Genomic DNA, 13,342 nt, shown 5'->3' with positions numbered 1-13,342 from the left:
GACGTCTCGTCTCGGGCGCGGCCCGCCGCGTCGCCGGCCGGGCCCGGCGCACGGCCACGCGGGCCGTCGCCGCTCGCCGTCCGCTCGTCTCCCTGCGCCCCGACGACCTGCCCGAGTGGGTGCTCGCCACCGACGTGCTCGGCGAGCCGGACGAGGCCGACGACGCCCGTCGGCTCTCGCGCATCCTCGGCCTGCCACGGTCGCTCGACAGCGTCTCGGCCTGGGCCGCTCTCGGGGCGCTGGCGGCGATCCTGCGCGTGCGCGACGACGGCCGGCGCAGTGCGGTCATCGTCGACGAGGGCGGCACGCGGTCCCTGCTGTCACGGTGGGCCAGGGCCGTCGGTTTCGCGCCCGTGGAGATCGACTTCACCGGCTCCCACCCGAGCGTGGCGGCGCTCGACGTCGACACCGGCTCCCTCGACGTCATCGTGCGGATCCACCCCACCGGCTGCGACGCCGACGACGTCGACCACGTGCTCGAGCAGGCGTCGTGGGCGCTCCGCTCCGGCGGACTGCTCGTCGTCACGATCCCGATCGGGCCGCGCGCGGCCGAGGGCGCGGTCGGCCCGGCAGACGTGCGCGGCATCCTCGCGCGGGCCCACGACCTCGGTTTCGTGCTCGTGGGGGACCTCGACGGGGACGTCAACGCGCGGATGCGGGATGCGGCGTCACGTGCGCGCGCCGACGACGCGGCATACGGCCTCGTCCGGCTGACCCTGCGGCGGCGCTGAGCAGCCCCGTGCCCCTGCGATGATGGTGCGGACATGACGCGCAAAAAGATCCTCACCGTCCTTCGCGTGGCCATCGCGCTCATCACGCTCGCTGCCGTCGTCTATGCGATTGTCCACAACTGGGCCGAGGTCTCGGTCCACCTCGACCAGATCTCGTGGTCGACGTTCCTCTGGTCGACGCTGGCCGCCGCCGTCGGCACCTGGCTGACGATGATCGGGTGGAAGACGCTGCTGCGCGATCTCGGCTCCGACCTGCACCTGGCGCCCGCGTCCGGCGTCTACTTCGTCGGGCAGCTGGGCAAGTACCTCCCCGGATCGCTGTGGTCGGTGCTCGTGCAGGCCGACATCGCGAGCCACCTCAAGGTGCCGCGCCGGCGCACCGCGGTGACCGGGCTGCTCGCGCTCGGCCTGTCCCTGCTGACCGGCCTGCTCGTGGGGCTGCCGGCGGCGTCCTTCCTCCTGCGCAGCGACTCGTCCGGCTTCGACTGGTGGCTGCTGCTCGGCATCCCGATCCTCGTCGTGCTGTGCGTCCCGCAGCTGCTCAACGCCATCATCGACCGGACGCTGCGCCTGCTGAAGCGCGAGCCGCTCGAGCACAGCCTGTCTGCCGGTGCGGTCCTGCGAGCGGTCGTGATCTTCATCTCCGTGTGGGTCGCCTTCGGGGTGCACACGCTGCTGCTCGCCCGCGCGGTGGCCGGCGACGGCGCCCACCCCGACCTCACGACCGCAGCCATGACGGGCTATGCGCTGTCGGTCTCCCTCGGCATGCTCACGGTCGTCCTGCCGGCGGGGCTCGGCGCGCGAGAGGGGCTGCTGACGATCATCCTTGCGACGGCGATGCCGACACCGGCGGCGGCAGCCGCGGTCGCGATCATGTCGCGCTTCATCGTCACCATCGTCGACGTCGTGGCGGCGCTGGGGGGCTGGCTCTACGCCCGCGCGCACCACCTCGTCACCGAGCACCACGCCGCCGACGAGCGCGAGCGCGGCATCAGCGTCTGACCCCTCCGCGCCCGGTGGGGACCCGCGCTACCGACGCTCGAGGACGAAGACGGGGATGAGCCGGTCGGTCTTCGTCTGGTAGCCCGCGTAGGAGGGGAAGGCGCTGACGCACCGCTCCCACCACTGCTCGCGCTCCTCGCCCTCGAGCTCACGGGCGTGGACGGGGAACGTCTCGGTGCCCGCCTGGAGCTCGATGTCGGGGTGAGCGAGCAGGTTGTGGTACCAGTTCGGGTGAGCCGGGGCTCCGCCCTGGCTCGCGACCGCGGCGAAGGCCCCGTCGTGCTCGACCCGCATCAGGGGGACCTTGCGGATGGCGCCCGTCTTGGCGCCACGCATCGTCAGCATGACCACGGGCAGGCCCATGATGTCGACGGAGTCGGTCGTGCCGGTGCGCTCGATCGTCTCGACCTGCTTGCGCACCCAGTCGCTGGGGCTGGGGACGTACTCGCCGGTGATAGCCATGCGGGCAGGCTAACCCGGCAGGGCGCGAAAGCCCCAGCGGGAGGGGGGCGCCCAGGCGGGCTCAGGCGGCGCCGGGCTCGGGTGCCGAGCTCCACGGGTGGTTCTTGACGAAGTCCTCGACGACCGTGGTGTTGAGGCCGCCGCAGAGCTGGCGGTGGCCCATCTGGGTCCCGACCTTGCCGGTGGCCTGGTCGACGTCGGCCGACCAGTGCGACAGGGCGTACTTCTTGCCGGCGGGGAAGGCGCCGTAGGAGGGGTCCCACGGGCTGATGAGGAACTTGTTGGCAGACTCCTTCATGGCGTTGACCTTCGTCGCGAGCGCCTGGAACGCGCCGGCCTGCTCCTTCTCGACGGAGCGGTCGTACCAGAGGATGGTGTAGCCGTGCTCGAGGTTGTGCACGAGGGTCTCGATGCGAGGCGCGTCGGCGACGGTGTAGACGCGGCGCGAGTCGACGGCGGGGACCACGAAGTGCTTGCCGCTCGAGGGCGGGACCGTGGAGTACTGGATCTTGGTGACGCCCGCCTGGTTGGTGCCGGGCCCGACGTGGTCGCTCGACCCGCTGGCGGGGTCGTTCGTCACGGCGTCGCACGAGGCAGCGGCGATGTCACCGTTGATGTTGGCCAGGGCCTCGTTCTTCTTGTTCTGCTCACCGATGATCGCCCAGGCGACGGCGGCGGCGATGATGGCGACGACGGCGACGCAGGCACCGATGACGACGAAGAGCCGACGGCGTTCGGCCCTCTTCTGGGCCGCCTGCATCTCGGCGACGCGCTCGCGGCGGTCCCGGCTCGTCTCGCGGGCCATCGTTCCTCGTTCCTGTCGGTCCGTCGGCAGCGCCGGGGGACCCCGTGGGGGCTGGTGTGAGCTGGTCGCCGTCCGGTCCGGATGTCGCCCGTTCAACAACCGTGCCGAGTGTAGGCGAGGATGGTGTGGTGCCTGAATCGTCGACCCGTCGCTGGCGCAGCGGCCGCGAGATCGCGCTCCGCGCCCAGCTCGGGATCTTCCGCCGGGGCTCGGGCGACCCGACGTCACGGTTCGGACGGGACGGCACGGCAACACGGGCGGTCCAGACGCCAGAGGGCGTCGGCACGCTGCATCTCGTGTGCCGTCCCGGCGACTCGGAGGTGCACGCCCAGGCATGGGGGCCGGGTGCCTCGTGGCTGCTCGAGTCGGTGCCGACGCTGCTCGGCGACGAGGACGACCCCTCGGGGTTCCAGCCCCACCACGACGTCGTCGCCGAGGCGTGGCGTCGCTTCTCCCACTGGCGGGTGCCGCGTTCGGGCCTCGTGCTCGACGCGCTCGCCCCCGCCGTCATCGAGCAGAAGGTGACGGGCCAGGAGGCGTTCGCCGGCTACCGGGTGCTCGTCCGCCGTTTCGGGGCGCCGGCACCGGGGCCGTTCCCGGGGCTCATGGCCCCGCCGACGGCGGCCGGCTGGGCGGCGGTCCCGTCCTGGGCGTGGTTGCAGGCGTCGGTCGACGGCGCGCGCTCGCGGACCGTCGTGCGAGCCGCGGGGTATGCCGGCCGGCTCGAGGAGGGTGCGTCCGTGTCGGTCGCCGAGGCGCACCGTCGACTGCGCGCCCTTCCCGGCGTCGGGGTGTGGACCGCGGCGGAGGTCGCCCMGCGCGCGCTCGGCGACCCGGACTCCGTCTCGTTCGGCGACTACCACGTGGCCAAGGACATCGGCTGGGCCCTGACCGGCACCCCGGTCGACGACGACGGGCTTGCGGAGCTGCTCGAGCCCTACCGTGGCCACCGCTACCGCGTGCAGCACCTGCTCGGTCTCGCGGGTCATCACCGACCGCGGCGCGGACCGAGGATGGCGCCACGGACGCACCTGCCGACGCGCACCCGCTGACCCGCACGGACTCGGTCACCGCCGGCCGGCCGACGTCGTGGCAACTCGGCCGAGTCAGGGGATGTGGCGCTCGGCGTCGACCTGGTTGCGCATCGCGACGAGCTGGAGTGCGTGGTCGCGCAGGGCGACGTCCTCGTCGCTGACCGGCGTCCAGGGCCTGGCGGCGACGGCGGTGCCGTCGGTGTCGAGGGGCACGAACACGATGAGGGAGTGGGTGGTGAGGTCGAGCTCGTCCGTGGCCGGGTCACCCGATCGCACGTGGACGCTGATGTGCATGCTCGACGTGCCGGTGAGGAGCAGCCGGGCCTCGACCTCGACGAGGTGCCCGATCCGCAGCGGCCGGTAGAAGCGCACTCCACCGGCGTAGACGGCGACGTTGGAGGCCGACCCGGTCCACCGCGTGGCGAGCACGTGCGCGGCTTCGTCGATCCAGCGCATGACGATGCCGCCGTGCACCTTGCCGCCCCAGTTGACGTCGGCGGGCGCTGCGAGGAAGCGCAGCACGACCCGTGGCGCGGTGCCTGCGTCGCTGTAGGTCTGGGCCTCCATGGCAGCAGCGATCTCGCCCCGCAGCGCGATGCGCGTGACGGCGCTCTCCTGCCACTCGCGGTCGCGCTCGTCCTCGGGGACGAGCTGGGGGACCGGGGTGGGCTTGCCGTGCTCGTCGACGGCGACGAAGACCATGATGCAGTCGGTCGTCGGGCGCAGGTCGCCGTCCTTGGGGTTGCCCGCCGAGACGGTGACGAGGATGTGCATGCTCGTCGTGCCCGTGTGGATGACCCGGGCGGTGGCTTCGACGAGGTCGCCGACCTGGACGGGGCGCGTGAAGCGCACGTTGCCGACGTAGGCCGTGACGCTGTAGGTCCCGCTCCATCCCGCTGCCGCGGCGTAGCCCGCCTTGTCGATCCACTCGAGGACCCGTCCTCCACCCACGGTGCCGGAGTAGCCGGCGTCGGTCGGCGCAGCGAGGAAGCGCAGGGTGATCTCTCGGGCGCCGCGGGGCATGGGTCCTCCTGGATAGGGGTTTCGGCCACGAGCGTGGCAGACCTGGCGGCATCGTGGCGCGCGGGTCCGACCCGCGGGAGGCGGTCGGGCGAGGGCGGCGACCGGGTCAACAGGCCGGGCGCCGCCCATCGTCCCTGTACGGCATCGGTGGGGGCGAGGTCAACGCCGTCGTCGGGTCGAGCTGTGCGACCTGGATCGCCGTCGCGCAGCCGTCGACCACGAGGTGTCCGCGGCCGGGGCGGCGGATCCGCTCGGGGTCGACGCGGACGCCCAGGACGTCGCCGTCTGCAGGCACCGACGCACCGAGGAGGATGCCGAAGCCGTCTCGGGCAACCTCGGGCACGAGACCTCGAAAAGCGGTGTTGGCTCGTGCGAGCTCGCTGGCGACCACGAGAACCCCGTCCGTGTCGTCGACGAGCCGCGCGACCTCGACGAGCGGTGCCTCGACAGGGCTGCCGTCCACGAGCTCCACGTCGTCGACGAGGAGGCACAGGTCCGGGTCGGACCGTCGAACCGCGATGAGGTCGTCGGCGTCGTGCTGCGTCAGCTGCTGGCACCCGGCCGCGCTCGCCCAGGCGGACAGGGCCGATCGCCGGGGCGAGACGACGGCGAGGTGTCGCCCCTGCTCCAGCAAGCCCGCTCCGATGGTCGCGAGGCTGGACGATCGGCCGGACCGGTTCGGTCCGGCCACGACGAGTCGACGGCGCCCGGGTCCGAGCGGCAGCTTCGTCGGGGCCGCGTCGTCGCCCGCGAGCCCGAGCCACAGGCCTTCGCCGGCGGGCATGGTGTCGACCGTGACCCGCTCTGGCAGCGCCGTGATCCGCCACGGCGGTCGATTCGGCGCGAGGGTCGACGAGCCGCGTCCGCTCGTGGTCGAGCGGCTCGAGGGTACGGCGCGAGCCAGCGCGCGAGCCACGCACTGGGCGGCCGGCTCGAGCGGGTCACCACCGCCCGGGAGGGCCAGCTGCAGCTCGTGGCCGGTCTGCAGGTCGATCGCCCGTCCCGGGGGACGGGGTGAGGCGGCGACCGACGGCGCGACGCCGGCCAGCGTGAGGTCCAGGGGGTCCGGCATGTGCAGCACCAGTCGTCGTTCCAGCAACCCGGGCAGCCGTCCGGACAGGATCGCCCGTCCACCGGTGACGGCGAACCTGACGCCCGCTGCGGGCCCGTCCCGAAGGAGCCGGTGGAGGTCGTCGACAGGTGCGCCGTGATCGATGCCCGCCAGGGACTCCTCGAGGGACTCCCAGCCGTCCACGAGCACGACGGTGTGTGCCGGTCCCACCTCGTCTCCGTCGACCAGGCGGAGCAGGCGCAGCACCAGCCGCCGGCTCAGCGCCGGGTTCCCGGAGTCGGTCACCGTGCCGACGTGGGGGAGCTGTGCGAGCGCCGCGCAGGGTCCCGGGGCGCCCTGGAGCACGTGGACGTGCACGTCGCGCGCCACTGCGGTCTCGGCCAGTCCGACCGCCAGGGTCACCAGTGCCGTGGATCGACCTGAGCGGGGACCCCCGGCGATGCCGAGGTGCCCGCGCTCCTCGTGGCGCCAGCAGAAGGTCTCGCGCCGCTGTTCCGCGGGCACGTCGACCAGGCCCAGCGGTACCCCTACGGCCCTCGCCGCGGTCTCGGCCCCGGTCGTGACCGCGCCCAGATCGAGTGCGGTCACAGCCGCTGGGAGCGGAGCCAGCCAGGGCGGCGTCGACGCGTCGATCCCGAGGCGGCGAGCGGCGGCGTTCGCGGCCGCGACCACGGTGTGCAGCTCCGTCGGGCGGTCCGAGGCGTCCGTCGGCGGCTCGACGTCTCGCCGAGGGGCGGGCGACACCAGGTCCCGGACCATGACGCGGATCGGGCGACCAGCCCTGGGGGCATCCGGGAGCGGGCGACCGAGGTAGGCGGTCTGCACCGTCGTCAGCGTCCGGTCACCGACGCGCAGGCAGGCTCGCCCGGGCGCCCGCGGGTCCAACGACGCTGCGTCAGCGGCATCGATGACATCCTCGCTGTCGGCGCGGTCGCGGACCCTCAAGGCGATGCGGCACGCCACGTTGGCGCGCATGTCCGCCGACACGATGCCCGCAGGGCGTTGCGTCGCGAGGACGAGATGGAGTCCCAGGGACCGGCCGAGGGCAGCCACACGAACGAGTCCGTTGATGAAGTCGGGGAACTCATCGGCGAGAGCCTTGAACTCGTCCACGACGATGACGAGCCGTGGCAGGACCGGCAGCTCACGGCATACGGAGGCAGCGCGGCGGTAGTCCTCGAGGTCTCGTGCCGACGCCTTGGCGAGGAGCCGCTCGCGGCGTCTCATCTCGGCGTCGAGCGACGTGAGCGCGCGGGCGGTGAGATGGGCGTCGAGGTCGGTGACGAGACCGACCGTGTGCGGCAGCCGGGCGCACTCGCTGAAGGCCGAACCGCCCTTGTAGTCGACGAGCACGAAGCCGAGCTCATCGGGCCGGTTGGTCACGGCGAGGCCGGTCACCAGGGCCTGGAGCAGCTCGGACTTGCCGGAGCCCGTGGTGCCACCCACGAGCACGTGCGGCCCGTCAACGCTCAGGTCGACCGTGAGGCGCCCGTCGGACGTGCGTCCCAGCAGCGCGACCGGACGCCCGGTGCTCCGCGTCCACGACTCCACGAGCCCGTCGGCCGTGCCCGGGTCGAGGCCGGTTCCGCGGTGCAGGGCGATGAAGGACACCGCCCGCGGCAGCGCCGCGTGCCCGGACTCGGGGGTCGCGTCGACGAAGGGGGCCATCGCGCGGCTCACCCCCTCGAGCCAGCCCCGCGAAGGCAGGTCGGGCACGATCCCGGAGAGCGTCCGACCGTCCTCGCGCAAGATCGCCTCCTCTCCTGTGTGGGCGATGTCCAGGGACACCCGCGTCTCGGCGGGCAGCGAGGTGATGTCGCGGTCGATGCAGAGGAAGCCGAGTCCCGCCGGTGGGCCGTCCCGGAGCAGCTCTGCCATGCCGGGTAGAGCCCGCATGACGCTGGCCCCGTCCAGGACGACGAGGAGGTCCGGGAACGCGCGGCCCGAGATCCTCGCCTCGCCGCCACGTGCAGCGAGGCGGCCGTCGACGAGCGCCCGCAGAGCAGTGACGTGTCGCAGAACGTCCGCGGCGCCACCGGCCACGCGGGCACCCGCCCCATCGTCGTCACGCAGGTGCGGCAGGTGAACGGCCCACTCCCAGTCGACGAGGTGGCGTGCGGTGTCAGCCAGCACCTGGAGTCCCAGCCGGCGGGGCGTGTGCCAGGTCGCAGCCTGGACCATGAGGGCGCCCACGAGCGACAGCGTGTGGTCGCGACGGCCCGCGATCCCGACGACGCCCGACGTGGCGAGGTCCACCACCGCAGGTAGCCCGTCGATGGACGGGAGCCCTTCAGGGACAACTCCGCCGACCGCGACCGCCGCAGGCTGCGCCGCGGTGCCGACCCGGAGGACGAGGTGGTCGTCATCGTCCGGCCGTCGCTCCCACAGCCGGGTGCCACGCCTGCGCACGACGGCTTCGAGCAGGCCCAGGTCCGGATGCCGCGCGTGTCGAGTCGCGGCATCCGCGACGGTGGCCCGGGCGAGGTCGGCCCGTGCCTGCTCCAGCTGGGCGGCATGCTCACGCACCAGTCGGCGGTACGACTTCCGGCCCGCACGCCGGTCGCTCCACCACTGTCCGAGGAGCATCACGGGTGACAGCAGCGCGAAGAGGAGGAGCGCCGGCGAGGAGAGGGCTACGGCGAGTCCGGCCGACACCACCAGCGGCGCGAGCGACCCGAGCAGGGGCATCCGGTGGTGGTCCGGGCGTCTCGGGGTGTCGGGGAAGGTCACCTCCAGCGGAGTGCCGCCGTCACGGAAGCGCGGCTGCCGGTGGATGTGGACCTCGCCGTCGATGACCTCGTGGTGGCCGCCTCGGACGTCCGGATGTCCCAGGACGATCGTCGTCGACCCGACCGTGAGGCGCCGGCCGGGCTCGAGCCGCGTGCCCTCCTCCGACAGTTGCACGCCGTCGAGCCGGGACCGGTTCGTCGGCTCGAGGTCGCGCACGGTGACGCCCTCAGTGGTGACGACCACGACGGCGTGCGAGCGGGAGATCCCAAGGTCGTCGAGGCGTACGTCCGCGGACGCCGCGCGGCCGACCACGTGCTGTCCCCGGCCGAGGGGGATGACGCGACCGGCGCCGACCCCGCCGACCACACGCAGCTGCACCGCCCCTCGATCCGGGTCTGCCGCGGGCGAGTCGTCGGGGCGCGCCACCGTCAGGAGGACGCCACGCAGCAGCGGGGGAGCTCCGAGGAGGTCCGTGTCGGCCAGCAGCCGCCGCTCGACCCGGAACCCGCACCCGGGGACGCCGGCGATGTCCGCCAGCTGTGACCGGACAGCACCGAAGGGCGTGCCCGACTCTGCGTCGACGAGTACATGACGGGGGGCGACGGCCGCGCGCTGCGTGTCGATGACGGTCATGGTCAGGTGCACCTGGGTCTCCTTGTCGTGATGTGCCCATGAGACGGCCCACGGCTTCAGCGGCGCAGGGTCTGTGCACAGGTGTGGACGGCTTGCCCCTGGGGAGCGGCAAACCGGCTACGGTGCACGGCTCCCCCGGGGGACGCGGGCGGGACGCGGGCGGGACGCGGGCGGGACGCGGGCGGGACGCGGGCGGGACGCGGGCGGGACGCGGCGCGGTGCCGCTCGACCGAGGCGCCTGTGGATGACCACAGCGCGGTGATTCCCAGACGGCCTAGCTTTAGCGAGCCAAGATCGCCGCCCAGCGGGCAGGATGTCGGGCGAAGCAACTCACAGGGGTCAGGGGAGACGCATGTCCACTCAGGAAGCGGTGCGCCATGTCGAGGGTGAGGTCCGCGAGCTGATCCGCCGCTCGGGTCTGGACCCGGCGAGCGACACGAAGGCCGTGCGGCGCCTGGTGCAGGACGCCGTGCAGGACTACGACGAGCGCTCGCTGCACGGCGGCCTGCCTTCTCTCGGCGACCAACGACTCGCAGTTCACTCGATCCTCGCGGTCGTGGCCGGCTACGGCCCGCTCCAGCAGTACTTCGACGACCCCGCGGTCGAGGAGATCTGGATCAACGAACCCTCGCGCGTTTTCGTCGCTCGGGGCGGGATCGCCGAGCTGACCCCGACGATCCTGACGGCGGACGAAGTGCGCGACCTCGTCGAACGCATGCTCAAGAGCAGTGGCCGGCGCGTCGACCTCAGCAGCCCCTTCGTGGACGCGACCCTGGCGGACGGGTCGCGGCTCCACGTCGTGATCCCCGACATCAGCCGGTCCCACTGGCAGGTCAACGTCCGCAAGTTCGTCGTCAAGGCCGACCACCTCGACGACCTGGTTCGGCTGGGCACGATGCCCCGGCAAGCGGCGACGTTCCTCGAGGCGGCCGTCGCGAGCGGACTCAACGTCCTTGTCGCCGGCGGCACGCAGGCCGGCAAGACGACCTTGCTCAACTGTCTCGCTGCAGCCATCCCGCCGCGTGAACGCATCGTCACGTGCGAGGAGGTCTTCGAGTTGAAGATCCCGCAGCGCGACGTCGCCGCGATGCAGTGCCGGCAGCCCAGCCTCGAGGGCACCGGCGAGGTCCCTCTGCGACGGCTCGTCAAGGAGGCGTTGCGCATGCGTCCGTCACGGATCATCGTCGGAGAGGTGCGTCAGGAGGAGAGCCTGGACCTGCTCATCGCCCTCAACAGCGGCGTTCCGGGCATGTGCACGGTGCACGCGAACAGCGCCCGCGAGGCGGTGACCAAGATGTGCACACTCCCGCTCCTGGCCGGGGAGAACGTCTCGAGCCGGTTCGTGGTGCCCACGGTGGCCGCGGCCGTCGACATCGTCGTGCACGTCGCCCTTGAGCGTGACGGGGTCCGCCGTGTCCGCGAGGTGGTCGCGGTCCCGGGTCGAGCCGAGGGTGATGTCATCGAGATCGCCGATCTCTTCGTCACGCGCGGGGGAGTGCTTCGCCGCGCCGACGGGTTCCCGCCGCACCGTGAGGCCTTCGAGCGAGCCGGCTACGACGTGACTGCCCTTCTCGCTCAGGCGGACTCATGATCTCGCCCCTGTTCGTCGGACTCCTCCTCGCGGCCGGCGTCTTCTTCATCTACTGGTCGTTCTGGCCCCAGGAAGCCCGCCGGCAGCAGGCCCGGCAGGACGGCTTCATGGTCGAGCTACGCGACCACCTGACCCAGGCGGGCTACTCGTCAGTGACGCCGACCAATCTCGTCGCCGGTTCCGTCGTGCTGTTCCTCATCGCCTTCGTCATGGTCCTCGCCCTCACACGCGTCGTGCCCATCGCGCTGTGCTTCAGCCTGATGGCAGGCGCCGTCCCGATCTCCCTCGTGCGGATGCGAGCCCGCAGTCGTAGAAACAAGCTCCGTGACCTGTGGCCCGACGTCGTCGACAACATCACCTCGGGGGTGCGCGCTGGTCTGGCGCTGCCCGAGGCACTCTCACAGCTCGCTGTGCGCGGTCCGGCAGAGCTGCGACCGGCCTTTGCCGCCTTCGCGGAGGACTACCGGACGACCGGGCGCTTCCAGGACTGCCTCGACCGGCTCAAGGACCGGCTCAGCGATCCCGTGGGGGACCGCATCGTCGAGTCCCTCCGGATCGCTCGCGAGGTCGGCGGCAGCGACCTCGGCAAGCTGCTGCGCACGCTGTCGTCCTTCCTGCGCGAGGACGCCCGCACGCGGTCCGAGCTCGAGACCCGACAGAGCTGGACGGTCAATGCCGCCCGTCTGGCAGCGGGGGCCCCTTGGGTCATTCTCGGTCTGCTCGCGCTGAACGGCAGCTCCCTCGCGGCCTACTCCTCGCCGACGGGTTGGGTCGTCCTGGCAGTGGGTGCAGGCCTGTGTCTGGTCGCCTACCGCGCCATGATCTGGATCGGTCGTCTCCCCGAGGAAGAGCGGGTCCTGCGGTGAACGGGTTGTCCGCCCGGGTGGGCGACCTTGTGGGGCAAGGATGGTCGTGGGTAGGGGCGACAGCCGGCTTGCTTCTCCTCGCTGGCGTCGCGCTCGTCGTCGCGGGCCTGCCGAGCAGCCGTCGCCCCACGCTCGACGACCGACTCGAGCCCTACCTTCGCGACACGCCCCGTCCCTCCACGCTGCTCTCACAACCGGCACCACCTCGCGGGCCGTTCGGCTTCGGCGAGCTGCTCGCGCCCTACGTGGCCAGGCTCGGAGCCGGGGTGGGGTCCGTGCTCGGCGGTGCGCCGTCGGTGGTGCGCCGACAGCTGCGGGCAGGACAGCCGGCGGACGTCGAGCGGTTCCGCGCCGAGCAGGTCATGTCCGGCGCTGCCGGCGCCCTGGTGGGACTGCTCTTCACCGCTGTCGTCGCGGTGGCTCAACACCGGTTCCCGGTGTCGGTCCTCGTCTCGATGGTGGTCGTCGGCGTCCTGGGTGGCATCGCGGGTCGCGACTACCTCCTCAGCCGGGCTGCGGCCCGGCGTGAGGCGCGCATGCTGACCGAGTTCCCCACGGTGGCAGAGCTGCTCGCGCTCGCGGTCAGTGCGGGGGAGGGTGCGGTCGGCGCGCTCGAACGCGTCTGTCGGCTCTCGCACGGGGAGCTGTCCGACGAGCTGCGCCGGTGCCTGGCAGACGCTCGCGCCGGAGCCAACCTGACCGCGGCCCTGCAGGGACTGGCCGATCGCACCGGCCTCATGAGCCTGACCCGCTTCGTGGACGGCATCGTCGTGGCCGTGGAACGGGGGACCCCTCTCGCCGAGGTGCTCCGTGCCCAGGCGCAGGACGTCCGCGAGGACGGTCGACGCACGCTCATGGAGCAGGGCGGCAAGAAGGAGATCTACATGATGATCCCGATCGTCTTCCTGACCCTGCCTGTCACCGTGCTCTTCGCGCTCTACCCGGGACTCAGCTTCCTCCACCTCAAGCTCTGACACCCGGCACTCCGGATGTCCAACCACCGCACCACCGCACAGGGAGAAAGAGAATGACTCACATCATCACAGCCCACGCCCGTGCCCGAGCGTCCGTCACGGCGGCCGTGTCTCGCCGCATCGCCGGTCCGCGGGACCGCGGCGACGTCCCCGGCTGGGTGCTCATCACGATCATGACCGCCGGGCTCGTGACCGCGCTGTGGGCCATCGCCGGTCCACAGCTGGGCCAGCTCTTCAGCGACGCCATCTCGAGCGTCAAGGGCCCGTGAGGGGGCAGAGTCTCGCGGCAGGCCTGCGCTGCCGACCCTTCCCCGAGATTGTCCGGCAGGGGGCAGCGTCCCGCGAACACCGACGCCGGGCTGCCGGGACGTCCGGAGCGCCGCTGAGCCCGGTCGTTGGATGCGTCCGCGAGCACGGCT

Annotated in this window: 10 protein-coding genes and 1 pseudogene; 7 read left to right on the top strand and 4 right to left on the bottom strand. The window is 72.3% G+C overall.

Annotated elements, in window-relative coordinates:
- Positions 1-731, top strand: a pseudogene (locus AB4030_RS21030) (glycosyltransferase family 4 protein); the annotation flags it as partial.
- A 33-nt stretch (positions 732-764) separates the two neighbouring features.
- Positions 765-1,733, top strand: a complete 969-nt coding sequence (locus tag AB4030_RS21025) for a lysylphosphatidylglycerol synthase domain-containing protein (RefSeq protein WP_442281150.1) — start codon at positions 765-767, stop codon at positions 1,731-1,733.
- 27 nt (positions 1,734-1,760) lie between these two features.
- Here AB4030_RS21025 and AB4030_RS21020 read toward each other — a convergent pair whose 3' ends face one another.
- On the bottom strand, positions 1,761-2,195 hold the full coding sequence (locus tag AB4030_RS21020) for a nitroreductase family deazaflavin-dependent oxidoreductase (protein WP_442281149.1): 435 nt from the start codon (positions 2,193-2,195) through the stop codon (positions 1,761-1,763).
- 61 nt (positions 2,196-2,256) lie between these two features.
- Complete coding sequence (locus tag AB4030_RS21015; protein ID WP_442281148.1) at positions 2,257-3,000, bottom strand: DUF3105 domain-containing protein; 744 nt, start codon at positions 2,998-3,000, stop codon at positions 2,257-2,259.
- Between the two features lie 125 nt (positions 3,001-3,125).
- Here AB4030_RS21015 and AB4030_RS21010 point away from each other — a divergent pair, with 125 nt between their 5' ends.
- The gene (locus AB4030_RS21010; RefSeq protein WP_442281147.1) at positions 3,126-4,052 is read left to right on the top strand and encodes a DNA-3-methyladenine glycosylase family protein; all 927 of its coding nucleotides are present in this window, start codon (positions 3,126-3,128) and stop codon (positions 4,050-4,052) included.
- A gap of 54 nt (positions 4,053-4,106) precedes the next feature.
- On the opposite strand, the gene AB4030_RS21005 is transcribed toward AB4030_RS21010, so the two are convergent.
- Complete coding sequence (locus AB4030_RS21005) at positions 4,107-5,057, bottom strand: acyl-CoA thioesterase (protein WP_442281146.1); 951 nt, start codon at positions 5,055-5,057, stop codon at positions 4,107-4,109.
- 106 nt (positions 5,058-5,163) lie between these two features.
- Positions 5,164-9,504, bottom strand: a complete 4,341-nt coding sequence (locus tag AB4030_RS21000; RefSeq protein ID WP_442281145.1) for an FtsK/SpoIIIE domain-containing protein — start codon at positions 9,502-9,504, stop codon at positions 5,164-5,166.
- Positions 9,505-9,844: 340 nt separating this feature from the next.
- On the opposite strand from AB4030_RS21000, the gene AB4030_RS20995 reads away from it, so the two are divergent.
- From AB4030_RS20995 to AB4030_RS20980, 4 genes are read left to right on the top strand one after another with little or no spacing between them, the layout of a single operon-like run.
- Positions 9,845-11,083 (top strand): CpaF family protein, encoded by a 1,239-nt coding sequence (locus AB4030_RS20995; RefSeq protein WP_442281144.1) that lies wholly within the window; start codon positions 9,845-9,847, stop codon positions 11,081-11,083.
- A complete protein-coding gene (locus tag AB4030_RS20990) occupies positions 11,080-11,949 on the top strand; it encodes a type II secretion system F family protein (RefSeq protein ID WP_442281143.1) in 870 nt (289 codons plus the stop codon). The genes AB4030_RS20995 and AB4030_RS20990 overlap by 4 nt, the downstream gene beginning before the upstream one ends.
- Positions 11,946-12,923, top strand: a complete 978-nt coding sequence (locus AB4030_RS20985; RefSeq protein WP_442281142.1) for a type II secretion system F family protein — start codon at positions 11,946-11,948, stop codon at positions 12,921-12,923. The genes AB4030_RS20990 and AB4030_RS20985 overlap by 4 nt, the downstream gene beginning before the upstream one ends.
- 53 nt (positions 12,924-12,976) lie before the next feature.
- Entirely contained in the window at positions 12,977-13,192 is a 216-nt protein-coding gene (locus AB4030_RS20980; RefSeq protein WP_442281141.1) for a hypothetical protein, read from the top strand.
- Positions 13,193-13,342: the final 150 nt, after the last annotated feature.

Origin of the sequence: Terrabacter sp. 2YAF2 (assembly GCF_052114705.1) — a bacterium.
Classification (GTDB): Bacteria; Actinomycetota; Actinomycetes; order Actinomycetales; family Dermatophilaceae; genus Terrabacter.
Note: the sequence above shows the minus strand (reverse complement) of the source record. Positions and strands in the feature narration are given on the sequence as shown.